21 protein-coding genes are annotated in these 21,885 nt (G+C 58.5%); 9 read left to right on the top strand and 12 right to left on the bottom strand.

The window, feature by feature from the left end; translation table 11 throughout:
• Positions 1-65 precede the first annotated feature (65 nt).
• The 3 genes from IE111_RS02340 to IE111_RS02330 form a co-directional block, all read right to left on the bottom strand.
• A complete protein-coding gene (locus IE111_RS02340; protein ID WP_189606869.1) occupies positions 66-968 on the bottom strand; it encodes a helix-turn-helix transcriptional regulator in 903 nt (300 codons plus the stop codon).
• A gap of 100 nt (positions 969-1,068) precedes the next feature.
• On the bottom strand, positions 1,069-3,276 hold the full coding sequence (locus IE111_RS02335) for a sensor histidine kinase (RefSeq protein WP_189606868.1): 2,208 nt from the start codon (positions 3,274-3,276) through the stop codon (positions 1,069-1,071).
• Positions 3,269-3,931, bottom strand: coding sequence for a response regulator (locus IE111_RS02330; RefSeq protein WP_189606867.1), 663 nt, complete (start codon positions 3,929-3,931; stop codon positions 3,269-3,271). Before IE111_RS02330 ends, IE111_RS02335 begins: the two co-directional genes overlap by 8 nt.
• A gap of 279 nt (positions 3,932-4,210) precedes the next feature.
• Between IE111_RS02330 and IE111_RS02325 the strand changes: the two genes are divergently transcribed.
• The 5 genes from IE111_RS02325 to IE111_RS02305 all read left to right on the top strand — a co-directional run bounded on the left by IE111_RS02325 (position 4,211) and on the right by IE111_RS02305 (position 9,247).
• Positions 4,211-5,194, top strand: a complete 984-nt coding sequence (locus IE111_RS02325; RefSeq protein ID WP_189606866.1) for an SIS domain-containing protein — start codon at positions 4,211-4,213, stop codon at positions 5,192-5,194.
• 63 nt (positions 5,195-5,257) lie between these two features.
• Entirely contained in the window at positions 5,258-6,529 is a 1,272-nt protein-coding gene (locus IE111_RS02320; protein ID WP_189606865.1) for an ABC transporter substrate-binding protein, read from the top strand.
• Between the two features lie 54 nt (positions 6,530-6,583).
• Positions 6,584-7,471 (top strand): carbohydrate ABC transporter permease, encoded by an 888-nt coding sequence (locus IE111_RS02315; protein WP_229805147.1) that lies wholly within the window; start codon positions 6,584-6,586, stop codon positions 7,469-7,471.
• Positions 7,468-8,379, top strand: a complete 912-nt coding sequence (locus tag IE111_RS02310) for a carbohydrate ABC transporter permease (RefSeq protein WP_189606864.1) — start codon at positions 7,468-7,470, stop codon at positions 8,377-8,379. Before IE111_RS02315 ends, IE111_RS02310 begins: the two co-directional genes overlap by 4 nt.
• Positions 8,380-8,383: 4 nt before the next feature.
• Entirely contained in the window at positions 8,384-9,247 is an 864-nt protein-coding gene (locus tag IE111_RS02305) for a PfkB family carbohydrate kinase (RefSeq protein ID WP_189606863.1), read from the top strand.
• 25 nt (positions 9,248-9,272) lie between these two features.
• Here IE111_RS02305 and IE111_RS02300 read toward each other — a convergent pair whose 3' ends face one another.
• The 5 genes from IE111_RS02300 to IE111_RS02280 form a co-directional block, all read right to left on the bottom strand.
• Positions 9,273-10,037 (bottom strand): GntR family transcriptional regulator, encoded by a 765-nt coding sequence (locus IE111_RS02300; protein WP_189606862.1) that lies wholly within the window; start codon positions 10,035-10,037, stop codon positions 9,273-9,275.
• 254 nt (positions 10,038-10,291) lie between these two features.
• Positions 10,292-11,287 (bottom strand): cellulase family glycosylhydrolase, encoded by a 996-nt coding sequence (locus IE111_RS02295; protein WP_189606861.1) that lies wholly within the window; start codon positions 11,285-11,287, stop codon positions 10,292-10,294.
• A 60-nt stretch (positions 11,288-11,347) separates the two neighbouring features.
• The gene (locus IE111_RS02290) at positions 11,348-12,637 is read right to left on the bottom strand and encodes an extracellular solute-binding protein (RefSeq protein ID WP_189606860.1); all 1,290 of its coding nucleotides are present in this window, start codon (positions 12,635-12,637) and stop codon (positions 11,348-11,350) included.
• A gap of 52 nt (positions 12,638-12,689) precedes the next feature.
• Complete coding sequence (locus tag IE111_RS02285) at positions 12,690-13,529, bottom strand: carbohydrate ABC transporter permease (RefSeq protein ID WP_189606859.1); 840 nt, start codon at positions 13,527-13,529, stop codon at positions 12,690-12,692.
• A gap of 2 nt (positions 13,530-13,531) precedes the next feature.
• Complete coding sequence (locus tag IE111_RS02280) at positions 13,532-14,602, bottom strand: carbohydrate ABC transporter permease (protein ID WP_229805145.1); 1,071 nt, start codon at positions 14,600-14,602, stop codon at positions 13,532-13,534.
• 174 nt (positions 14,603-14,776) lie between these two features.
• Here IE111_RS02280 and IE111_RS02275 point away from each other — a divergent pair, with 174 nt between their 5' ends.
• Positions 14,777-15,742, top strand: a complete 966-nt coding sequence (locus tag IE111_RS02275; RefSeq protein ID WP_189606857.1) for an ArsR/SmtB family transcription factor — start codon at positions 14,777-14,779, stop codon at positions 15,740-15,742.
• 99 nt (positions 15,743-15,841) lie between these two features.
• On the top strand, positions 15,842-16,432 hold the full coding sequence (locus IE111_RS02270; protein WP_189606856.1) for a carboxymuconolactone decarboxylase family protein: 591 nt from the start codon (positions 15,842-15,844) through the stop codon (positions 16,430-16,432).
• Positions 16,433-16,435: 3 nt separating this feature from the next.
• Here the strand turns inward: IE111_RS02270 and IE111_RS02265 are convergent, their stop codons facing one another.
• A complete protein-coding gene (locus tag IE111_RS02265) occupies positions 16,436-17,218 on the bottom strand; it encodes a methyltransferase domain-containing protein (protein ID WP_189606855.1) in 783 nt (260 codons plus the stop codon).
• A 194-nt stretch (positions 17,219-17,412) separates the two neighbouring features.
• Here IE111_RS02265 and IE111_RS02260 point away from each other — a divergent pair, with 194 nt between their 5' ends.
• Positions 17,413-18,441: an AraC family transcriptional regulator gene (locus IE111_RS02260; RefSeq protein WP_189606854.1), complete on the top strand. Its 1,029-nt coding sequence runs from the start codon at positions 17,413-17,415 to the stop codon at positions 18,439-18,441.
• A 128-nt stretch (positions 18,442-18,569) separates the two neighbouring features.
• Here the strand turns inward: IE111_RS02260 and IE111_RS02255 are convergent, their stop codons facing one another.
• Positions 18,570-18,950 carry a DUF2237 family protein gene (locus IE111_RS02255; protein WP_189606853.1) on the bottom strand — a complete coding sequence of 127 codons (381 nt, stop codon included), beginning with the start codon at positions 18,948-18,950 and terminating at the stop codon, positions 18,570-18,572.
• Positions 18,951-19,053: 103 nt separating this feature from the next.
• On the opposite strand from IE111_RS02255, the gene IE111_RS02250 reads away from it, so the two are divergent.
• On the top strand, positions 19,054-19,671 hold the full coding sequence (locus tag IE111_RS02250) for a hypothetical protein (protein ID WP_189606852.1): 618 nt from the start codon (positions 19,054-19,056) through the stop codon (positions 19,669-19,671).
• Positions 19,672-19,680: 9 nt separating this feature from the next.
• Here the strand turns inward: IE111_RS02250 and IE111_RS02245 are convergent, their stop codons facing one another.
• Positions 19,681-21,012, bottom strand: a complete 1,332-nt coding sequence (locus tag IE111_RS02245; RefSeq protein WP_189606851.1) for an MATE family efflux transporter — start codon at positions 21,010-21,012, stop codon at positions 19,681-19,683.
• Positions 21,013-21,034: 22 nt separating this feature from the next.
• Positions 21,035-21,610 carry a PsbP-related protein gene (locus IE111_RS02240; RefSeq protein ID WP_189606850.1) on the bottom strand — a complete coding sequence of 192 codons (576 nt, stop codon included), beginning with the start codon at positions 21,608-21,610 and terminating at the stop codon, positions 21,035-21,037.
• Between the last annotated feature and the right edge of the window lie 275 nt (positions 21,611-21,885).

Genomic DNA, 21,885 nt, shown 5'->3' with positions numbered 1-21,885 from the left:
CATAAAGCGGCGTTGACTTCAGCGGACAACGCCGCCGTGCTGACAATCCGCCTGTGGACCTTCAGTCAGCCGGCGAGCAACAAGGACAGGGCGACCTTGTTGCGCACCTCGGTCTTGCTATAGATGCGGGCGATGTGATTGCGCACGGTGGCCGGGGAAATGGAGAGTCGCAGCGCCACTTCCTTGTAGCTGTAGCCCTGGGTGAACAGGTGCGCGATGTCCTGCTCGCGAGGGGTAAGCTGCTCTAGGGCATTGACCGGAGTGGACTGCAGGACGAAGAACGGCCCCAATGGCTTGGCCGAATACTGAACCCGGGCACCGCGCCATTCCCCCTGCTTCGCCAGAGACGTGGTTACCGTGCCGGTCAGGCGGTGGCTTTGATGGTCCGAACCGTCGCTGAGCGCATCGGGCGAGCCGACCCGGGCCCACACCAGGCCGTTGCGGTCGACCAGGGCGACCGTCTCTTCGGCCTGTTGCAGGCGTTTGAGGTAGTGGTTCTGGTTCAGACGCAGCGCCTGAACGACATGCGGCATCCAGCAACGCAGGCCGTCGATGGCTGCGTCGTTCAACCCCCGGGGGCCGGCCGGGCCCGAGACCATCAGGCTGAACTCGGCCTGCTCCGCGTAGCAGCGCAGTTCGTCCAGGCTGTCGTGGTCTTCGGTGCGGGTGGTCAGGTGCCCATCGCCATTCGTGGAGAGCCATTCGGCGTTGTTCGGTTCGCGTACGGCTTTCAGGTGCCGAATCGAGGAGGCCAGGGAAGAGCAGCTTGCCTGCGGTCGGTTGTGGGGCGGGTGCGCAACGCAGGTGCGTTTGAGCTTCAGGCGGGTCGGCTCAACCCCCAGCCAGTGGGCGGCCCGGTCAATCGCCTGGGCCAGAAACCGGTCCGGTCGTTCGGTTTGGGCGTCGTCGTACAGAGCCAGTAAAACCGCGTTTAATTCATCCAGTGATTCGCTGAGTTGTTGTGTCATCCATCTCCACCTGTTCGGTCTCTCGACTGCAAGTGGAGAATCAGTGTAAAGCGTGGGTGACTTTCGACCAGACCCCGGTCGGGGCCCCCCAAACGGGGGGTTAGGCCAGAAAGGTGGACCGCGTTGACAAGACGTCGGATTTGGGGTGGATCGGGACCCGGATCTCCACGCCGTACCAGGACGCCTCGCCGTCCATGAACGGGCCGGTCGTGATCGTGCCGTCGATCTCCTCCAGACGCGTGCGCATGTTGTGCAACCCCCGGCCCGAAGAGGGCTCCAGAGGGGCGTCGTCGCACAAACCGTCATTGCGCAGGGTCAGAATCAGATGGTCCGCCTCGGATCGGATGCGGGCCTTCACCACCGTGGGACGGGCATGCTTCAGGGCGTTGGTGGTGGCTTCGTCGATAACGCGCTGGATATTGATGAACTGGCGGGGGCTCAGTGTCGGATCGGCGTCCTCGATTTCATCTTCCCAGCGCAGCGCGACGCCGGATACGTCCAGTCGTTCCTCCAGATGGGCGCGGCAGCGGTCCAGCAGGTCGGCCAGGGTATAGCGCTGATTATCGTCGAGCGCATTGGTGACCTCGCGCAGGGCGGCCATCGCCATGCGGGCCTGGGTGCGCTGTCGGTCGTCGTCGGTGCTGTGAATCAGCGTCAGCAGGCGTCCGCCGACATCGTCGTGCAGGTCGCGCTGGATGCGTTGCCGTTCCTGGCGGGCGCCGGCCTGTTGCGCTTGTCGCACACTGCCGATGCGCTGGGCGATGGTGACCAGGGCGGCGGCGATTTCCCGGTCGCGGTTGGAAAACAGCCGGCGGCCGGCCTGGCTGTAATGCAGGCGCAGACCGGGTCCGTCGAGCGTGAACGCCGGCACGTCCATACGCGAACCGTTGGTGTGCAGGCGCGCCTCGGAGACCGGAGCCGTCGTGTCGATCGCCAGCGGCTGGTAGATGCGCTGCAACAGGTTCTTCCACACCGCTTCCAGGTTTTCTTCCCGTTCGGTGTACATGGTCTGCACGAATTCCGGCAGGTACTGCTCCATGCGAATCTCGACCGATGCCGTCAGTTTGCGCCACAACCACTGGCGGATCGGGAAATACACCCAGCCGACCAGAATCAGGGCGATGCCCAGGGCATAGAGGGTGTCCATGCCGAACAGGGAGATCACCAGCCAATCGACCAGGATGACCACCAGGCCGCCCAGAAACCAGGCCCAAGCCATGAACCACCAGCGTTCCAGATCGAACAACCGGTAGCGCAATACGCCTAATACGAACCCCAAGTACATCAAGGTAGCGAGGCCGACCATGGTGGTGATGCCGGTGAACGGTGGTACCTCGAACAGCAGGGGCAGGAAATAACTGGTCATGCCCGCGCCCATCGCCAGCAGGATGGACAGCAGTACCCAGCGCAGGGCGCCCCGGTCGAGCGGGCTGTAGCGGGCCCGGCGCCACTGGATGACGGCCAGTGCGATGCCGATCAGGTAGTACACCAGCAAGGGCGTATAAAAACTGTGGCCGGGCCAGTCAAGCCATTGCAGGTTCTCGTTCAATTGCACCAGCGCCACGAAGACCGCCACGCCGCTGGCCGTCCAGCGTCCGACCTGTTGCGGGTATGTCGCGATCAGCATGGCCAGGGTGGACAACATCAGGTGCAGGCCCAGGTGATTCCCCCGCAGCATGACATCCAGCCAGGGGGCCGGTACGGCCCACTCGCGGACGTGCCAGATGCTGTGGAACCAGGTCGCGACATAAAAACCGAGACCGGAGAGGGCCAGCAGCCCGGTCGCCTTCTGGGTTTGCTGAAACGCCCAGACGGCGACACCGACCGTGGCCGCCAGAAAACCGAAGGTGTGCAACAACCAGAAACCGCTGGGAATGGTGTGCCAGGGGCGCCGCTTGGCCGGTTCCAGGGCGATGCGCCGGCCGTCGTCCAGTTGCACCCGGAATGCGTCGGCATACACCAGTCGGGCCAGGCGGTCCTCGAAGGCCAGATAGGCGTTCAGCGAGGCATAGGTGGGGTGTTCGTGCGGGTTGGTGTATCGGGCCTGGCCGGCAAGCGTCACGGTATCGCCGTCGGCGTGGACCGACCGGACCACATCGCCGATGGCCAGAAGCCCGTCGGCGGGCGAGCCGGACTGAACCGACACCACCTGCCAGCCGGCCTCATGCGTGACCAGTTCGACCCCGGTCCAGGGTTCGTGGATCTTGATCCAGACCGACATCACGATCGACAACAGCAAGGTCAGCGCCACCGACAGCAGGATCTGCAGCGGCGCCCATTGCCGACCGGTGGTCACAACATCAGTCATCCCGGTCGATCAGCCCCATTTTCACGGCTTGAAGCGTGGCTTCCGAACGCCCGGAGATATTGAGTTTGCGGTAAATGGTTTTCACGTAGCCGGCGACGGTGTTGGCGGTGATGCCCAGCCGCTCGGCGATCTCGTTGCGTTTCAGCCCCCGCGCCAGCAATCGCAGCACCTCGGTTTCCCGATTTGTGAGGTGGTTCTCGTTTTGAGCGTTTTCTTCCAGAGATGAACCGGTCGATGGCTGGAAATACCGAAGGATGCGTCGGGCCACGCTGGGGGACAATGGCGGTTCGCCCCGGCTGATGCCCTTCAACTGGTCGCACAGTCGCTCGCGCGGCTGGTCCTTCAACAGATACCCCTTGGCGCCGGCTTCCAGTGCCGAAAACAGGTGCTGGTCGTCGTCGTAGATGGTGGTAACGACCGGATAACACTCCGGTTCGGTCTGCGTCGCCAACTCCCGAATCAGATCGATGCCGTTGCCGTCGGGCAGGCCGATATCGACCAACGCCAGGCTGAAACGCCGGGTTTCGAGGTGCTTGCGCGCCTGGCCCAGGGTGCTGGCTGTGACGACCTCTGCGTCGTGGAAGGCCATTTCAGCGACTTCACGCAGCCAAGCCTGCATCTGCTCATGGTCTTCAACGACCAGTATCGTCTCCATTCCGTGTGAACCTGCGAAGCGTCGAGTGGGTGTTCGGGGGTAATCCGAAAGAGAGATTGAGTGTATCGGCTGGTCAGCGTTCAAACAAGCGAGCCTAAGTATCGGGGCTGGAACCGTGTTCAAGCATCAAGAAAAGCTGTCTTTGAAATCTGCAACGAACAAAAAACACAATAAGACGTATTGACACGTTATATTTTGAAGATTATGGTTTCAGCAGCTCTGGAGCCAAAAAATTTTTATTTACAGATATGACGTTATATAACGTCACTTGGAGAAGCTATGAGTACCTCGGAAATCGACCAACAAATCGAGCAGGCCATTGGTGCCATTCAGGCCATAGAAGGCCTGAAGGACATCTACTTTGTCGCCTGCGGCGGATCTTACGCCCTGATGACCCCAAACAAATACCTGATCGACCGGGAATCCACGACTTTAACGTCCGACGCCTACAATTCAGCCGAGTTCGTGCAACGGGCGCCGGCCCGGCTGGGTAAAGACAGTCTCGTTGTGGTGTCTTCCATGTCCGGTAACACACCCGAAACCGTGGCCGCCGCTGAATTCGCCCAGTCGAAGGGCGCCTTGACGGTCGGTCTGACCACGGATCCCTCATCTCCTCTGGGAACAACGGTGGATCACTGCATTGAGTACGAACTGGCACCGAGCGAAGCCAATGACCGCGCCGCCGCCTGCGTGTTCAATAAACTGCTGTTCAAATTATTGGAAACCCGGGAAGGGAACAGCAAGTATCCCGCCATTGTCTCGGCGCAGAAGAACATTGCCGGAGTGGTGGAGCGAGTCATTCGATCCCATGCGGAACGCATCGTGTCATTCGGGCAGGCCTACAAGCGGGAGCCGGTGATTTACACTATGGCCAGTGGCTCCAACTACGGGCCGGCTTACTCATTCGCAATCTGCATTCTCATGGAAATGCAGTGGATTCATTCGAACGCCATTCATGCGGGAGAGTACTTTCACGGCCCCTTCGAGGTGACGGATTTCGATACGCCCATCATTACTCTTCTGGGTCTGGACTCGACTCGCCCCCAGGAAGAGCGTGCTCTGGCGTTCAGCAAGAAGTTCTCCCAGAAAAATATTGTGCTGGATGCGAAGGAGTTCGACTTCAGCGATGTTCCCGAACAAGCGCGGGAATATATCACTCAAATCGTATTCGGCTATCTGTTGCGCGCGTATGCCAACCGATTGGCGGAAGACCGCGGTCACCCTCTGACGGTGCGGCGGTACATGTGGAAAATGGATTATTGATTGGTAGCCCGGCCGGGTAATTCCGGCCATCAACCCTATTCGACAAATCATGAGGTAAGCAGGATGTTTAAGCGTACAACAATAAGCAATGCGATCCTGGTCATGGCCGTCACCGGATCCAGTATCGCCAATGCGGAAACCATCGAGCTGGATCTGTTCCACCGCTGGCCCAACGAACCGATACGGTCCTTCATCGAAGCGCGTGTCGAGGCTTTTGAGCGTCAAAATCCAAACATCGAAGTCAATATCGATCAGGTACTGAACGATTCCTACAAGGACAAGTTGCGTGTCATTCTTGGCAGTTCCAATGCGCCGGATGTCTTTTTCTCCTGGAGCGGGGAGTTCGGCGACAATCTGGCTCGAAACGGCAATGTGCTGAGCCTGGAGAGCTTTATCGACAGCGACCGGAACTGGTTGGAAGACAATATCCTCCTGTCCCAGGTCGAACCGTTCCGATACGACGGAGAGGTTTACGGTTTGCCCTGGCAAATGAACGGAAAGGCATTGTTCTACAATGTGGATCTTTACGAACAGGCCGGATTAGCGCCTCCACAAACGTTCGACGACTTGCTGGCATCCTGCGAAACCTTCAAGGACATGGGTGCCATTCCCGTGGTGTTCAGTTCCAAGGAGCATTGGGCTATCAGTCATTGGGTCGGTACGTTCAATGAACGCATTGTCGAACCGAGTGTCATCGAATCCGACTACCAGCGTTCATCCGGTCGTTTCACCGATCCGGCTTACGTAACAGCCCTCGAGGAGCTGAAGCGCATGGTCGACAGTTGTTCGAACCAGTTTACGAACGCAACGGATCACTCCACCGAACGCAGCATGTTCATCGCCGGCCGTGCCGCCATGAACTATCTTGAGTACGGTGAAATTCGTTATCTGGAAGAAGACGCTGGTTTCGACTGGGCGTCAACCAACTTCCCGGTCTTTGAGAATGGCGATGGTCAGCAGCGGACCATGCAAGGCGCTCCTGAAGGTTACATGGTGTCGGCCAAAACTCAGCACCCGGAGGCGTCCTATCGACTGATCAAATTTCTGGTCGCGGGTGAGACGGCCGAGCAACTGACCGCCACCACCGGATTCATCAGCTCCGCTGTCGGGGCGGTGACCGATGAAACCGCGAGTTCGAGTCAGGTGGCAGCCGCGGAACAAATCGCAGACGCCGACGGCATGTACCTGTGGCTCGACAACGCTTTGGATATCCGCATCGTGAATGCTTACATGAACGGCGTGCAGTTGATGCTGGAAGGATCCAAGACGGCCGAGCAGGTTATGCGGGACGTTCAGCGGGTAGCCGCGGAAGTTCGTCAGGACGCGACGAGCTAAGTATTGAAAGCCGGCCGGGGTATGCCGGTCGGCTTTCAATCTGTTGGAGGCTTGATGATGACCCGATCAAATCGATACAGTCCATTGATTTTCGTGGTACCGGCTGCGGCCTTGACGGTTGTGTTCGTGTACTACCCATTGATTCTGAATTTCGTTTACAGTTTCTATGAGTTTTCGGCTATTTCTCCTGGAAAGGTATATGTCGGATGGGAGAACTTCAAAGAGCTGATTCAGGATGAAGCCGTCCGGATATCACTGATCAATAACCTGAAGTATGCCGCTATTTCGGTGTTTTTTCAGGTGATCTGCAGTTTTATCATAGCGGCGATACTGGAAGATCGCTTTTTCCGGAAGATCGCTCCCTTGTTGCGTGTCTTGTATTTTGTGCCGGTGTTGCTCTCTGTCACCATCGTCGCCTTTGTATTTCAGTTTTTCTATGATCCGATCACCGGATTGTTCAACCAGATACTGGCCGGTATCGGACTCGAGCATTTACGTCAGCCTTGGCTCGGCAGCTCCGACACCGCCATCTATGCGGTGATCGCGATATCTCAATGGCAGAGCATGGGCTATACCGCACTGTTGTTCATTGTTTCCATCCAGACCATATCGAAGGATCTCTATGAAGCGAGCTCTCTGGATGGCGCTTCGAAGATTCAGCAGTTCATCCATGTCACCTTGCCTCAGTCGAAAGAGATCCTGCTGGTGGTCTTCATTGTTACGGTAGCCCAATCGTTCACCGTGTTTGGAGAACCCTACATCCTGACCGGTGGTGGCCCGGGTTATTCCAGCTCGGTATTGGCGACCTATCTTTACGAGTCGGCATTCAATCAGGATCGGATGGGATATGCCTCTGCGATCGCGGTGGTTGTGTTCGCCATGACTATGACCGTGTTGGCTGTGCAGCTGCGGATGTCCAAAACCGGGAGGCAATCACGATGACATCACATGAGAATACGTTGGCGCGGACCGCATCCGAACACGATCGGTCGACTTCGAATACGCGATTCAAACCCCTTCTTGGACGGGCACTGAGTGTAACCGGCTATTCGGTCAGCTCGATAGTCCTTCTGGTGTACGTGCTGGTGGTGACTTATCCGTTGTTCTGGACGGTGATCAACTCATTGAAGTCCACCCAGGAAATCTATACGTCAAGCTGGTCGCTCCCGTCCGAATGGATGTTCAGCAATTATGTCGACGCATGGAACGGCGGTGTCTCCAGCTACTTTCTAAACAGTTTTATTGTCTCCGCCAGTTCGGTCGGTCTCACGGTCTACATATCGGCTCTGTGTGCCTATGGGCTGATTCGGTACAAGGGGCCGGCCGGCAACGCCTTGCTGTTGTTCCTGATCGGAGGTTTGCTGGTGTCGCCCGAGGTCAGCCTGGTGCCTCTGTATGAACTGATGCAGGTCACCCGTTTCCACGACAGCTACCTGGCGTTGATCGTCCCTTACGTCGCCTATCGTCTGCCCATCACCATTTTATTGGTCAGGGCGTATTTCCTGACGATTCCTTCGGAACTGGACGAGGCCGCCTACATTGACGGGTACAGCTCCTGGAAAATATTTCACAAGATCTATTTGCCGCTCAGCAAGACCATCCTGATCACCGCCGGGGTTCTTACCGCCTACTATACGTGGAACGAGTTCCTCTTCGCGATCATCTTTATCGACTCCGACTCGTTAAAAACTATCCCGTCGGGCCTTATGGCGTTTCGGGACGCCCTGCAAACCAATTGGGGTGTATTACTGGCGGGCTTGGTCATTTCCGCCATTCCACTGATTGTCGCGTTTATTTTCCTGCAGAAAAGCTTCATTCGAGGCATGATTTCCGGATCTGTAAAGGGGTAACCAGATGAAAGATTTGAACGGTTCGAAGTACACGCTCATCGGCGTGGGTGACAATGTCGTCGACAACTATGTCGATCAGAATCTTTTTTACCCGGGCGGGAATGCCCTGAATGTAGCGGTTCTGGCGAAACGGTACGGACTCGATCGCGTGGGCTACATGGGTATCATCGGAAATGATAGGGAAGGAGAGCACATCCAGGCATCGCTGATCAAAGAAAGCCTTGACGTCTCCCGGTTAAGAGTGGCCCACGGAGACAGCGGTAAGGCCTATGTCAGTTTGAACGAATCTGGAGACCGAGTATTTGGCCAATCCAATAAGGGGGGCGTTCAGTCCCAGCTGAAACTGAACTTCAATCAGTCCGATCTCGACTATATCGAGCGATTCGGCTTGCTGCATACCAGTGCCTACAGTTATCTGGATTCGGAACTTGAAGTACTCAGCCGATGCATTTCACTGTCTTACGATTTTTCGACGTTCAAGGATGTTGACCGTCTCGACCGTGTATGTCCCTTTATCACATATGGATTCTTTTCCTGTTCGGAGATGTCTCATTCGCAGGCGATTCGTTTCGCGGAGCATATTCGTGATCGGGGAGTCGCACACATATTACTGACCCGGGGCGATCAAGGGGCCATCTATTTGGGTGATGAGGGTGTTTTGACTCAAAGCATCGAAGCCGTCAATGCACTGGATACCCTGGGTGCCGGCGATTCCTACATCGCTGGCTTTCTGGCATCCAGGATCATGGGCGCGTCGGCGGCCGAGAGCATGGCATTTGGTGCGAAAGCGGCTGCCACCACATGTTTGCACTACGGTGCCTTCGGCTATCCTCATGAGATGACCGATTACGCCGCTTCATGTGGCTAGCCTTGGGCATGACGCGAAGTGGCATTTACATTCTCAGTTTCAGGCTGACGCGGCTGCTGGGGGTCAGAAGTACGGATCGATGTAGTGGTTCGTCGTCATCCAGTACCAGTTTCTCCATCTTGAACAAGGGTTCGGTCATGTCGCACTCCAATAGCTGACATTCCCGTTCGGTCGGAGTCGCGATGGTAATGGTCCGATCGGCGTGAAGGGGTGATATATGAAAGTGTTTCTTCATGATGTCGTAAAGTGAATCGTCCTCCTTGAGAAACTCGAACAATCCAGGGAACTTCGACTCCGGAAAGTATGAGGTGTCCAGGCTGAACGGGCTTTCGTCCAGATAGTGAAGCCGCACAATTTTCAGTACCTTCTCGGATTTTTCGATTTGCAGTTGTTTGCGGGTGACGAGGTCGGCGGGTTCGATGCTCTCTTCTATGATGTGGTGACTGACCCGGATGCCTTTCTTGCCAAAGGCTTCGGTAAAGCCACTTAAATTCAACAATTCTTGTTCGAAGCGGCGATATTTGACGAACGTCCCTTTCCCATGAACTTTCTCCAGGAAACCGTCGTCGACCAGTTCGCTGATGGCCCTTCGGATGGTGATACGGCTTACGTCATATTCTTCACACAGCTTGGTTTCAGAAGGAAGTGCGCTGCCGTAGGTGTACAAGCCATCCTGAATACTGGCTTTGATCTGGCGGGCTATCTTTTCGTAAGCAGGAACGCTGCCATTCGACGTAATGCGCAAAGAGGGGCCTCCAAGGAAAGTGGTTATGATGTTATAGGATGTCATTCTAATGGATCTGAGCAGGAATAAAACCCTGTAGTTGAATAACCAGTCAAGTACCCCTAATACGCTGTTCGCTATTCTCAGCCGCTCGGGCTGAGGAGGTAACGACCTGAAAGCTAATAGATTAGGGCAATCGTCCATCGACCGTGTGATGGTGGATACAACGGGTAAACGTCTTTTGCGGCTAAAAAAGCGGCCCCCGAAAGGGCCGCGAACTTGCCACGAGGTATGGCCTGAAGAAAGGGTGATTGAAGGTGTTACCGCCCGGTCAATGAACGAATCAGTTCGACTTCTTCCGATCGATAGGGCGTGTGGTCACTCCGGAATATGTCGTGAAACCACAGCGGCGGCTCACCGGCGCCCGGGTGGGCTTCCCAGGCGAAGTTGGTCTGGATGCGGCCGGCCACCAGGCCCCAGTTGAACGCGCCGATGCCCTGGTCCTTGAAATACGGCAGGTGGCTTTGGAAGGTGCAGTCGGCGGTACGCGCCATGTATTCGGTGCACAGCAGCGGGCGACCGAGCGGCTTCAGCCGGTCCACGACGGTTTGCGTGCTGGGCAATGGTTCGTAATCGTGAAAACTGATCAGGTCCGCGTTGTTGAGGTGGATCTCGTTGATGGTGTCGAACGGTTCGGTCCAGCGGAACGGTGCCGTGGTGAGCGGCTGGCTCGGGTTCACAGCGCGGGCCCAGTCATAGACGGCGCTGAGCAGGTCGGCCGAGTTGCCGAGCAGGCCTTCATTGCCGGGTTCGTTGTACAGGTCCCAGCCGAAAATGCGCGTGTCGTCCCGGAAGTGGTCGAGCACGCTTTTAACGTAGGTTTCCAGCCTCGGCCATACGGCCGGATTGATGACGTGCCGTGCGCCGGGCGATTGCAACCACTGGGAGTTGTGCACGCCGGGGCGGGGTTCGGGCTGTGGCCCGGGAAAGGCGTAGTTGTTCCAGCAGTCGTCGAAGAAGACGAACAACACTTTGATATCGCGCGCGTCGGACCAACCCAGGAAGCGGTCCATCCGATCCAGCAAGCCGTCCGCATCCGTTTCCCAGAGCAGATCGTGCAGGTAGACCCGCAGCACGTTGAATCCCAGTCCGGCGGCGAGGTCCAGCTCGGCGGTGAGCGTCGCTGGATCGAAACTGTCGGCCTGCCAGAATTCCAGTTGGTTGCAAGCGGAACTGGGGGTGAAGTTGCATCCCACCGGCCAGCCGAACTGGTTGATCCAGTCCCAGGCGGCCTCGGGGCTCCATCGGTTCGACATGAATGTACCTTCTGTCTGGGTGAAAAGGGCGGGGGCGCAGCAGCGACCCCGCTGGATGACTTACAACAAGCGATCGATTTCGCGCTCGGCGTCGGCCAGGGCGTCGTCGATGGACTTGCCTTGCAGCCAGATGGACTGCAGTTCCCGGTTCAACACGTCCTGGATCGCGCTGTAGCGAACGCTCGGCGGGTTGTCCCGGGCGATGTTGACCGTGTTAGCGTATTCATCGCGGTGCGGCAGGTTTTCATACTCGGCCGAGTTCAATACGGACTCGCGAACCGCGAGGTGGCCGGTGCGCGCCCAGTCGACGTTGTGGTTGTTCAGCCAGGCCAGGAAGTCGAGGGCGGCTTCGTATTTTTCCGGTTCGCTTTGCAGGGTGACCGGCAACGCCCACAGGTGGGAGTCGGCCCAGGTTGCCGGTTGCTCGAACAGGGTCGGGAAGTCGGCCGTGTAGTAGCGCTTGAGTGCGACGTTCTCGTCTTTGGCCTGGTTGTCGTAGAAGTCGACCACCCAGGTGCCGTTGATCTGGATCACGGCCTCCCCGGCGAGAAACGCCTGCTGGGAATCGCTGTAGTTCAGGTTCGGGTCGGCGTAGTCGCCGTCGAACAGAGCGACGATGGCCTCGACAGCGCGTTTGGCTTCCGGCGTGTTGACCGTGGCTTCGTCACCGGAGAAGACATTGCTGTCCTGCTGCCACAGCATGGCGAGTACGAGACGAACGCCAATGGGGAACTGGGCGAAGTCGGCGGTCAGGTAGTCCTTACCGGTGGCCTCTTTCACTTGTTTGGCGTGGGCCAGCATTTCTTCGGGCGAGCCGGGCAGGATGGGTTGGCCGTTTTCGTCGACCAGGCCGGCTTCGGACAGAATGTCCAGATTGACGTGCCAGAGGTTGGCGTGGAAATCCATCGGCACGCCGTAGTACTGACCGTTGTAGCTGACGGCTTCGCGGGCCCGCGGTACCCAGTCGGCCGGGTCGATGCCGGCGGCTTTCAGGTCCGCTTCGGGCAGCGGCAGCAGGGCGCCGAGGGAGGCGAATTCGGCGATGCGGTGCTTGTGAATCACATGTACATCGGGGGCGTTGCGACCGGCGTACATCGCCTTCAACTGGTCGTAATAGTTGCCCCAGTCGGTCGGCAGGGTCTTGACGGTGACGTCGTTGTCCTCGGCCGAATAGGCGTTGATGATGGTCTGGATGATGCAGGCTTCGCCGACAGCGGTGTCGATGTCGGTGCCGGCATCGGCGCAGTCGCCGAAGAAGCGGGCCAGTTCCAGTTCGGTTTCGGCGTGTGCGGTGCCGAGACTGGCACAGGCGGCCAGGGTGCCTGCGGTGATGAGTTTGAACAGTTTCATGAGTCTCTCCGTCTTGTTGTTGTAGGGCTCGGTGGCGGCCTTGGCCGCCGGTTTATTTATCCGTCGACAGGGCAATGCCGCGGAGGATGTATTTCTGGAAGATCAGGAACAGGGCGATCACCGGCAACGAGGCCAGAACACCCGAGGCCATCAGTTGGCCCAGGCCCTGGGATTGGGCGAAATTGCCCTGAATCTTGGCCAGACCGACGGTGATGGTGAACACTTCGCGCTGCTGGGCGGACACCAGCGGCCAGAGGTAGTCGTTCCAGCTGTACAGGAAGGTGATGATCGCCAGCGTCATCAGCATCGGGCCGGCCAGCGGCAGCATGATCGACCAGAAAATCCGGCCGTGGCCGCAGCCTTCCAGCCGCGCCGCTTCTTCAAGCGACATCGGGATGTCCTTGAAGAATTGTGTCATCAGGAACACGCCGATCGGTAACGCGACCCGTGGCAGGGCCAGGGTGGGCAGGGTGTTGTGGGCGCCCAGGTCCGAGAAGAAGACGTAGAGCGGGATGAACACCACCTGTTCCGGCACCATCAGACCGGCCAGCACCAGGGGGTACACAATATTGCGGCCCCGGAACGGCACCCGGGCAAAGGCATAGCCGGCCAGCGTGGATGTCACCAGCACCAGGGCGGTGGACAGGCCGGCGACGATCATGGAATTCAGGAACCAGCGCGGGGTATCCCCGATCGCCAGAATCGCCTGGAAGTTCTCCAGCGTGAACGGCCAGGGCACCAGGCCCAGCAGGGTATTGGCCGTGGTGCGGCTGAGCAGTTCGTTCGGCTGCAGCGACAGTGAAAACATCCAGATCACCGGGATCAGCCAGACAAAGGCGGCCAGGGTGACGGTGATCAGAATCCATAACGGGGTTTTGCGATCGGATTGCATGCTCAGGCCTCCTGGCGCTTGGTGACGGCGTACTGGACGATGGAAAACATCAGCATGAAGACAAACAACAGGGTCGCCATGGCCGAGGCGTAGCCGACTTCCGAATCGCGGAAGGCCGACTGGTAGATGTAACGCACCCAGACATTGGTGGAGTCGCCCGGCCCGCCCTGGGTCATCAGGTGGGATTGGCCAAAGACCTGAAAGTGCAGCACGATCTGCATGATCATCACGAACTGCACGGTGCGGATGATCGACGGCACGATGATGTGCACCACCTTGCGCCAGCCGGTGGCGCCATCCAGGGTCGCGGCTTCGAGCCGGTCGCCCGGAATCTGCTGCAGGCCGGCCAGGAACAGAATCAGCGCGAAGCCGACCGACCACCAGACGGTGGCGACCACGATGGCGCCCATGGCCAACTGGTCGTCCGTCAACCAGTTGGGCGATTCCAGGCCGAACGGAGTCAGCAGGTTGGCGATGAAACCGTTGCGCACGCCGTAGACCAACTGCCAGATCAAGGTGACCACCGTGACCGAGAGAATCTGTGAAAAGAAGAAGACAGTGCGCATGATCGCGGCCCAGCGACCTTGGCGGTTCAGCGCGATGGCCAGCAGCAATGCGGTCAGCGTGGTCAGCGGCACCACCCAGGCGACGAAAACCACGGTGTTGCGCACGACGATCCAGAAGCGCGGGTCGTACCAGTCGCCCCGAATGCCGAGCAGCAACCACAGAGTGGCCAGCCCGGCCAGTGTCCAGACATAGCCCCGGTCAAAACGGTTGTGGCGACGAGCACGCAGGAACATCGTCACGCCGCCGACCAGCAACACGGTGCGGAACGGCCAGAACTGACTCAGAGACCAGCTCAGATTATCCCCGCCGATCAATTGGGCGTAATTGCTCAGGCCGATGAACTGCTTGGCGTCCGGGTTGAAGGTGACCGCCAGCAGGTTCCAGTCGTGCAGGCTCATCCAGAGGCCCTGAAAGAAGGGCCAAAGCAGGAGCGGTATGAAGGCGATCAGATAAGGACTGATGAACGCCCAACCGGAGAAGGTGTCGCTTTGCCAGAAGGAACTCATGCGCATCGTGCTTGCCTTGGTTGTTATTTTTGTAAAATAATGGCTCAGGGATTGGATTCCGGCAAGTGGGTGTTGAAATCCGAATAATGCTCGTAAGCTACTGAAAATAAAGGATTTTAATAAAAGATAGCTTCGTCAAATCCAGTGCTTTGACTTAATAAAGGTTTCAATAATATGGAAGTAAATGCGCGAGACCAGTCCGACCCCACCCATGTATCGCCGACATTGGTACTCCGATCGGACCGTGGGCGGGATCTGGCGATCATCAAAGCGCTGGCCAACGAGACCCGGGTTCAGATCCTCAGCGAGCTGGCTGAGGGGCTGCACAGCGTGGGCGATCTGGCGCAGTCACTGGCGTTGCCGCTGTCCACCGTCTCCCAGCACGTCAAGAAACTGGAACACTGCGGGTTGATTCACATCGAAGAGAAGCCGGGCGAGCGGGGCACCCAACGCATATGCCAGCGGGTATACGACCGAATCGTGATCGACCTGCCGACACACGAGGCACCGTCGCACGAACACCCGATCTGGGAGTTCACCTGGCCGGTGGGGGCCTACAGCGATTTCGAGGTTACGCCGACCTGCGGGCTGACCAGTGAGCTCGGCCTGATCGGGCTGACCGACGACCCCAGTTCCTTTTACGAGCCCAATCATCCCCAGGCGCAGTTGATCTGGTTCAAATGCGGCTATCTGGAATACAGAATTCCCAACCGACTGCCGGCTCGAGTCAGCCCGCGCAACCTCTGGCTGACGATGGAAATCTGTTCCGAGGCGCCGATGTATCATCCGGACTGGCCATCCGACATCACGCTCTGGATCAACGGCATCGAAATCGGCACCTGGACCTCCCCGGCCGACTTCGGCGACCAGCGCGGTCTGCTCAACCCGTCCTGGTGGGAAGACCGGAACACCCAGCACGGTTTGCTGAAAGGGTGGCGGGTCACCGAACGCGGCAGCTATATGGACGGCATTCATCTATCCGGTATTACCTGCAAGGATCTGAACCTGATGGACCATCCATACATCAGTGTGCGTATCGGTGTGAAATCGGATGCGCGGCACGTTGGCGGCATCAATCTGTTCGGGCGGAAATTCGGGAATTACGAGCAGGATATCGTGTTGCGGGTGGAGTACATCTAACGCAACACCTGGCAGGGGTAAAAAGAATGATCGAAGCCATCCCGGCTGCTTCCGAGTTACAGTAGGGTATCGGGGTTCAAACAACAAAAAGGAAAGACCATGCCATTGGTATCACCACTCGATCCCAATCACGATTCCGAAGTCGCCGAGCTCGCGGCCTTCTTCAACGAAACCCTGGGCTTTTGCCCCAACAGCGTGCTCACCATGCAGCGCCGCCCGGCCATCGCCAAGGCGTTCATCGAACTCAACAAAGCCGTGATGGAGAACCAGGGTCAGGTCACCAGCGAACAAAAACGCCTGATCGGCTACCTGACCAGCGCCAACACCGGCTGCAATTACTGCCAGGCTCACACCATTTTAGCCGCCCATCGCTACGGCGGGAGTGATGAACGGTTGAACGCCATCTGGGAATTCCGCAGCAGTGATTTGTTCACACCGGCCGAAAAAGCCGCCTTTGAATTCGCTTTGGCGGCTTCATCGGTTCCCAACGCCGTGGACGAGACGATTCAATCCGAATTAAGAGCTCATTGGGACGAAGACGATATCGTCGAGATCCTCGGTGTGGTCTCGCTGTTCGGTTACTTGAATCGTTGGAACGACAGCATGGGCACGACGATGGAATCCGGCGCGGTCGATGCGGGTGAAACCTATCTTTCCAATACGGAGTGGTCGGTGGGTAAACACCGATAGGGGTTATTGTTTTCGAGCCGTGACCAACAGGGACGGCATCGTGAAGGTTACCTGGCCGTTTGCATCGATAAAGGGGGCAAGTGATTCCCCAGCGGCCAGCTTGAGTCGGTCGAACTGGGCATCGTTCAATAAGCCACCGAGTGTCCAGGCACAGGCTCGTTCAGTGGCGACCAGATCGTCAACGGAGTCGAAGTGGACACGGCCGTCCTGTCGACGAAGGGTTGCGTCGGGGATGTCGGCTTTATTGAACCAATCTCGAAGTTGGTCCCGGTCCCCGCAACTGAATGGCGCCCGAAACGCATTGGCGATGTCGTGTCCGAACAGTCGGTGCAACAGCTCGGTCAGAACAGCGTATCCCGGTGAATGATCCAGGCCGTCGCATACCGCCAGCGCGAGACGGCCACCCGGTTTCAGCACCCGCATCATTTCCCGCAGTGCGACCTCTTTGTTGTCGAAGAACATAAAACCGAACTGGCTGACAACAGCATCGAAGGTGGCGTCGTCAAATGGCAGTTCTTCAGCAGCGCCTTCTTGCCACTCAATGTCCGGTTGTTTGCTCCTGGCTACGGTCAACATCTCATCGTTCGGGTCGAGACCGGTCACCGAGCCTTCCGGGCCGACGCGTTCATTTACCGCACAGGCCAGTGCGCCGGTGCCGCAGGCGACATCCAGGACTTTGTGCCCGGCGTCGACCTGGGCGGCTGCAGCGACAATGGGGCCCCATTGCCCGAACAGGGCCGGGACGAAGCGGCGATCATATATTTCCGCATTGGACAGTGTGGTCATGGTATCGGCCTCCTTGGACGGTGGGTCTGTGATTGGCTTGGAGCGGCCTGGAGGTTTGGGCTATTCTCAAACCAATGACGAGCCCCTTGCGTCTGCTTGATTGAAGATTGTAGGTAGGTGGCGTGTTGTGTCGCCATGTCCGAGCGTCCGAATCGCTTGTCACAACGTCCATCATTTCCAAGAGCGGAATGTTCATGGAGGCTGATACCGAGTCAGTGCATCTTCCGTCGGATGGGGATCCATTGTCCGATGTGTTGGAAGCCGTGCGTCTGCGCGGCGCCGTCTTTTTTCTGTGGGAACCTGGCTGGCCCTACGCCACCACGGTGACCGACGGTCGGCGGTTTGCACCTATGATCGTGCCCGGTGCGGATCAGATCATTTCCTACCACATTGTCACCGAAGGGCCCTGCTGGGGGGCGGTGTCGGGTGAGGAACCCGTTCGACTGGAAACCGGTGATATTCTGTTGATTCCCCGGGGCGATGCTTATGTCATCTCCGACCGACCCTGTCCGGTGACAACGGGGCAGGACGCCGATTCCATCGAGTTTTTCAACCAGATGGCTGCCGGAACCATACCTTCCGTGATTGCCGATGGCGGTCCCGGCCCAGGGGGCAACGCCTTCATTTGCGGTTTTCTGGGCTGCAGTCTGCATCCGTTTAATCCGCTGTTGAATACCCTGCCACGATTGATTCGCCTGCCGGCAATGGTCGGTTGTCAGGACCCGCTGTCGTCGCTGATCGAATTCGCACTCACCGAATCCCGGCTATCCCGGGGCGGTGAACGAGCCTTGTTGTTGCGACTGAGCGAGTTGATGTTCGTCGAAGTGTTACGTCGCTATTTGCGTACGAAGTCCGAAGAATCGACCGTCGGTTGGTTGGGTGGTTTGAAGGACCCCATGGTCGGCAAAGCACTCTCGATCCTGCATCAGCGACTGGTCGAACCCTGGACACTGGAGGCGTTGGCGGGGGAAGTGGGGGCTTCCCGTTCGGTACTGGCCGAACGGTTCACCCGATTGGTTGGCGAGCCACCGATGCATTACCTGACCCTGTGGCGAATGCAGGTGGCGGCCCGCCAGTTGATGGAGCATCGAGCCAAAGTCTATGCCGTCGCCCGCGGCGTCGGCTATGAGTCCGAAGCGGCGTTCAGCAAAGCATTCAAACGCACCGTGGGCATGACGCCCGCAGCCTGGCGTGAACGGAGTGGTTTGGTTTCCGGGTCCTGATCCGGATAGCCGAGACACAGTCCGAATACCGGGAAGGTCAGGAGCAGTTTGACAACGTCATTCATTAACCAGTCTCCGGTATGAGGCGGACAGTATGCGGGCCCATCGATAAAGCCCGCCGGATGTGTTCAATTCCAGTTGGCGTGGAGTTTCAACGATTCCAGATCCACGGTTTCCAGAGCCTTGATGTGGCAGGAAGACAACACGACCGGCGGCGCCTTGTGCTGTTTCATAGCGTCCGCCCACCGGCTGACGCACAGGCACCACTTGTCGCCCGGTTTCAGGCCGGGAAAACCGAATTCGGGATTGGCGGCGGACAAGTCGTTACCTTGTTCGGCGGAAAAACTCAGAAACTCGTCGGTCATGATGGCACACACGGTATGGGAGCCAGCGTCCATTGAGCCCGTATGACAGAAACCATCCCGGTAGAAGCCGGTCTTGGGTTCGAAACAACAGGGTTGAAGGGGCTCGCCGAGGACGTTCAGGGCATCCTTCGATGCGTCTGACATGGTGCTGTCTCCTGTTACAGGGATGTAGGATGCGAAAGCCGGTCAGGCTCGCGACACGGTGCTATTCTAAAGCGTCAGTCAACCACAACACAGGCCCTTTCTTATGAACGCCATGTTGGGGATTTCACTCTGGGTGGCACTGGTCACCGTGGTGCCGGGGTTGGTGACGGTCGCTACGCTCTATGGTGCCGTTCGCATCGCTGCGCCTGATGCATTGGTTCTTATTCTGGGAGGCGGTACCACGGTCACGACCTGGGTCTGGACCGGTGTATTGGTCACGGTGATGGTACTGACCCAGGCGCTGGGGATCCTGCTGGAAGAAGGCCTGGTCCGGTTGGGCTGGCTGGGGACCACCTTTAAACCGCACCGTGAAAGTGGCCAATCCAAACCGGTGAGCGTTTACGACCAATACCGTCAGCTCTATTACCTGTTGGCTGAATTGCGGCCCGATGACGACGCCCAGGGCCACCTGCAACGCACGGTAGCCCAGTTCTTCCTGACCAATAACACGCTGGTGAGTTTTATAACGGGCTTATTGGTGACGGTTATGCTGGCGTTCAGCGCGTACGGGGTTGGTGGGTCGATGGCGGTGTTCGGATACGCGGTTTTCCTGATACTGTGCCTGGTCGTCAGCTACCGGGTCGCGGTGATCCGGTTTCGGGAGATGGCGAAGTCCATCTGGGCGGCTCGGCAGGTGAGGGCGAAGGCCGCCGCCGAATAGCTTGCCGGTTCACCGGTCATCCAATCGATCAATCCAGCGACGGCAGCGGTTCAATCCCCACAGGGCGACGAGGACGCTGCCGACAGTCTGGCCCACCAGAACACCCGGAGCATCCAGCCAGATCGCCCCGACCCAGACGAACGGTATGGTGAAGACGGTGGCTTTCATCACGTTGAACAGCGTCGACGTCTTGGGTGCTCCCAGGTTGTTGAACAGCGCGTTGGTGACAAAGGTGATGCCGTTGAACACGAAGATGGTGCTCAACCCATAGGTAAACCAGCGAATCAGGTCGGCGGCTTCCGGGGACGCCTGGAAGGCCCACAGCAGGGGTTGAGTCAGTGCGGCTAGGGCCAGGCAGACGATCAGGCAGTACCAGAGTATGAATTTGAGCGAATCGGTCAGTACGACCCGAACCCGATCGAAATAACCCGCGCCCCAGTTTTGTCCGGCGATGGGGCCGACCACGCCGGACAGGGCGAACAGCGCGACGAAGGCGACCTGCTGCAAGCGGGTGATGATGGCGAACCCGGCGACGGCCGAATCTCCGAATTGCGCCATCGCCGCGGTCACATAGGCCAGGCCCACTGGAGTGGCGAGGTTGGTCAGAACCGAAGGCACGGCGATGGCGCTGATCGTGGGCAAGTCCCGACGCACCTGACGCACTTCCGGCCGGATGAGCATCCGATACTGGTGCAGCTTGTAGAGGCCGTAGCCGAACATGGTCATCCGCGCCATGGCGCTGGCGATGGCGGCACCGGCCAGGTCGAGGTTCAGACCGAAGATCAGAATTGGGTCGAGCGCGGCATTGACCAGTGCCCCGCTGAGTGTCACCCAGAGCGCCCCCTTGGCGTCGCCCCGTGCACGCATGACACCGCCGGCGGCCATGCCGATGGAGACGAACGCGAAGGACGGCAGGATGATGGCCAGGTACATCGAGGCCTGGTCGCGCGTATAGCCCTCGGCGCCGAGCAACCCCAGAATCCAGTCGCGACCCAGCCAGACACTGGTGGCGACCACGGCTCCGGTGGTGAAGGTCAACACGAAACCGCTGCCGATCAGGGCCTTGGCCCGATCCAGGTCGTTCGCGCCGATGGCACGTGAGACCGTGGCGCCGACGGCGATGGCAAGACCGATGCTCAGCGATTGGCAAAAGAACAGCACCGAGCCGGCGAAGCCGATGGCCGCGGCCAGTTCCCGCTCGCCCAGCAAGGAAATGAAGAACAGGTCGACGAAATCGACGGCGAACAGGGCCATCAGGCCCAACCCGCCGGACAAGGTCATGCGTTGAATGTGACCCATGATGGGGCCGGACAGGTAGCCTGGGGCGGTGTTGGACGTCATCGCATCTCGGTGTCAGTTAGCGTCATTGCCCCAGACGGAAGGCCTCCAGCATCGGTTGGGCCGTCTCCAGGGCGTCTTCCCACTCCGATTCCGGGGCTTCGAAGTAGATCAGGAACAGTTCGTCGGTCGCCGCGCGGCCTACGGTGATGTAGTGAACGATGGTCGCGGGGTCTTTCGTCAGCCTGACCCGGGCGATGTATCGGGGCTCGACACTTTCGCTGTTCGTGTTCGACATCAACACATCGTGTTTCACCATCAATTGCTTGATAAAGCTCTCGGCGTATTCGGTGGCCGGGACGGAGGTGGTTTGCGAGAAATTGGGAACACGGTTGACCGTCATCCCGACCTGGTACCGGCCTTGCTGGTCGATGTTTTCGCGGCTGATGAACAGGGCATCGGTGCCGTTGCGGGTTTCTTCCTTGACGTGCCAGCCGTCGGGAACCAGAAAAGTGCCAACGCCGTTGTCGGCGGTGTACCAGCGGTACCCGTCCGGTGTGGCCGCTGTGTTGGCCCGGGTTTCAGGGCCGGTCGACAGGTTGCTGCAGGCGGTAAGCAGGAGAGCAAGCAGAATCGAACCGCAATGGACCGCTTTGTTCATGACGAACCTCGACGTAGTCTGGATCGGGCGTATCCCTGATCCGGGATGATGGAGCCGACTACCGTATGGACTCTCGCGACGGATGTGAACCGGGCGGATTGTCAACGACTTGGCAGTGCGTTGTAAAGTTACGCCTGTCGGGGTTTGGAAATCGATCAGGGCGCCCTCGATTGGAGGTGAGGGTACCCGGACCGGCGGAGTCGGTTAATGCTTGTTGGGTATGCCGGTCTGGGTCACACTGTTTGAAGGTAACGGCTAACCTGCCAAGTTGGAGC

The sequence above is a fragment of the Saccharospirillum salsuginis genome (assembly GCF_014651855.1).
Lineage (GTDB): Bacteria > Pseudomonadota > Gammaproteobacteria > Pseudomonadales > Natronospirillaceae > Saccharospirillum > Saccharospirillum salsuginis.
The sequence above is the reverse complement of the archived record's forward strand: the minus strand, read 5'-3'. Positions and strand labels throughout refer to the sequence as shown.

What these genes read in the sequence shown, in the direction of transcription:
- IE111_RS02340 (WP_189606869.1), bottom strand. Translation starts at nt 968, where the DNA reads ATGACACAACAACTCAGCGAATCACTGGATGAATTAAACGCGGTTTTA.
- IE111_RS02335 (WP_189606868.1), bottom strand. Translation starts at nt 3,276, where the DNA reads ATGACTGATGTTGTGACCACCGGTCGGCAATGGGCGCCGCTGCAGATC.
- IE111_RS02330 (WP_189606867.1), bottom strand. Translation starts at nt 3,931, where the DNA reads ATGGAGACGATACTGGTCGTTGAAGACCATGAGCAGATGCAGGCTTGG.
- IE111_RS02325 (WP_189606866.1), top strand. Translation starts at nt 4,211, where the DNA reads ATGAGTACCTCGGAAATCGACCAACAAATCGAGCAGGCCATTGGTGCC.
- IE111_RS02320 (WP_189606865.1), top strand. Translation starts at nt 5,258, where the DNA reads ATGTTTAAGCGTACAACAATAAGCAATGCGATCCTGGTCATGGCCGTC.
- IE111_RS02315 (WP_229805147.1), top strand. Translation starts at nt 6,584, where the DNA reads ATGATGACCCGATCAAATCGATACAGTCCATTGATTTTCGTGGTACCG.
- IE111_RS02310 (WP_189606864.1), top strand. Translation starts at nt 7,468, where the DNA reads ATGACATCACATGAGAATACGTTGGCGCGGACCGCATCCGAACACGAT.
- IE111_RS02305 (WP_189606863.1), top strand. Translation starts at nt 8,384, where the DNA reads ATGAAAGATTTGAACGGTTCGAAGTACACGCTCATCGGCGTGGGTGAC.
- IE111_RS02300 (WP_189606862.1), bottom strand. Translation starts at nt 10,037, where the DNA reads ATGACATCCTATAACATCATAACCACTTTCCTTGGAGGCCCCTCTTTG.
- IE111_RS02295 (WP_189606861.1), bottom strand. Translation starts at nt 11,287, where the DNA reads ATGTCGAACCGATGGAGCCCCGAGGCCGCCTGGGACTGGATCAACCAG.
- IE111_RS02290 (WP_189606860.1), bottom strand. Translation starts at nt 12,637, where the DNA reads ATGAAACTGTTCAAACTCATCACCGCAGGCACCCTGGCCGCCTGTGCC.
- IE111_RS02285 (WP_189606859.1), bottom strand. Translation starts at nt 13,529, where the DNA reads ATGCAATCCGATCGCAAAACCCCGTTATGGATTCTGATCACCGTCACC.
- IE111_RS02280 (WP_229805145.1), bottom strand. Translation starts at nt 14,602, where the DNA reads ATGAGTTCCTTCTGGCAAAGCGACACCTTCTCCGGTTGGGCGTTCATC.
- IE111_RS02275 (WP_189606857.1), top strand. Translation starts at nt 14,777, where the DNA reads ATGGAAGTAAATGCGCGAGACCAGTCCGACCCCACCCATGTATCGCCG.
- IE111_RS02270 (WP_189606856.1), top strand. Translation starts at nt 15,842, where the DNA reads ATGCCATTGGTATCACCACTCGATCCCAATCACGATTCCGAAGTCGCC.
- IE111_RS02265 (WP_189606855.1), bottom strand. Translation starts at nt 17,218, where the DNA reads ATGACCACACTGTCCAATGCGGAAATATATGATCGCCGCTTCGTCCCG.
- IE111_RS02260 (WP_189606854.1), top strand. Translation starts at nt 17,413, where the DNA reads ATGGAGGCTGATACCGAGTCAGTGCATCTTCCGTCGGATGGGGATCCA.
- IE111_RS02255 (WP_189606853.1), bottom strand. Translation starts at nt 18,950, where the DNA reads ATGTCAGACGCATCGAAGGATGCCCTGAACGTCCTCGGCGAGCCCCTT.
- IE111_RS02250 (WP_189606852.1), top strand. Translation starts at nt 19,054, where the DNA reads ATGAACGCCATGTTGGGGATTTCACTCTGGGTGGCACTGGTCACCGTG.
- IE111_RS02245 (WP_189606851.1), bottom strand. Translation starts at nt 21,012, where the DNA reads ATGACGTCCAACACCGCCCCAGGCTACCTGTCCGGCCCCATCATGGGT.
- IE111_RS02240 (WP_189606850.1), bottom strand. Translation starts at nt 21,610, where the DNA reads ATGAACAAAGCGGTCCATTGCGGTTCGATTCTGCTTGCTCTCCTGCTT.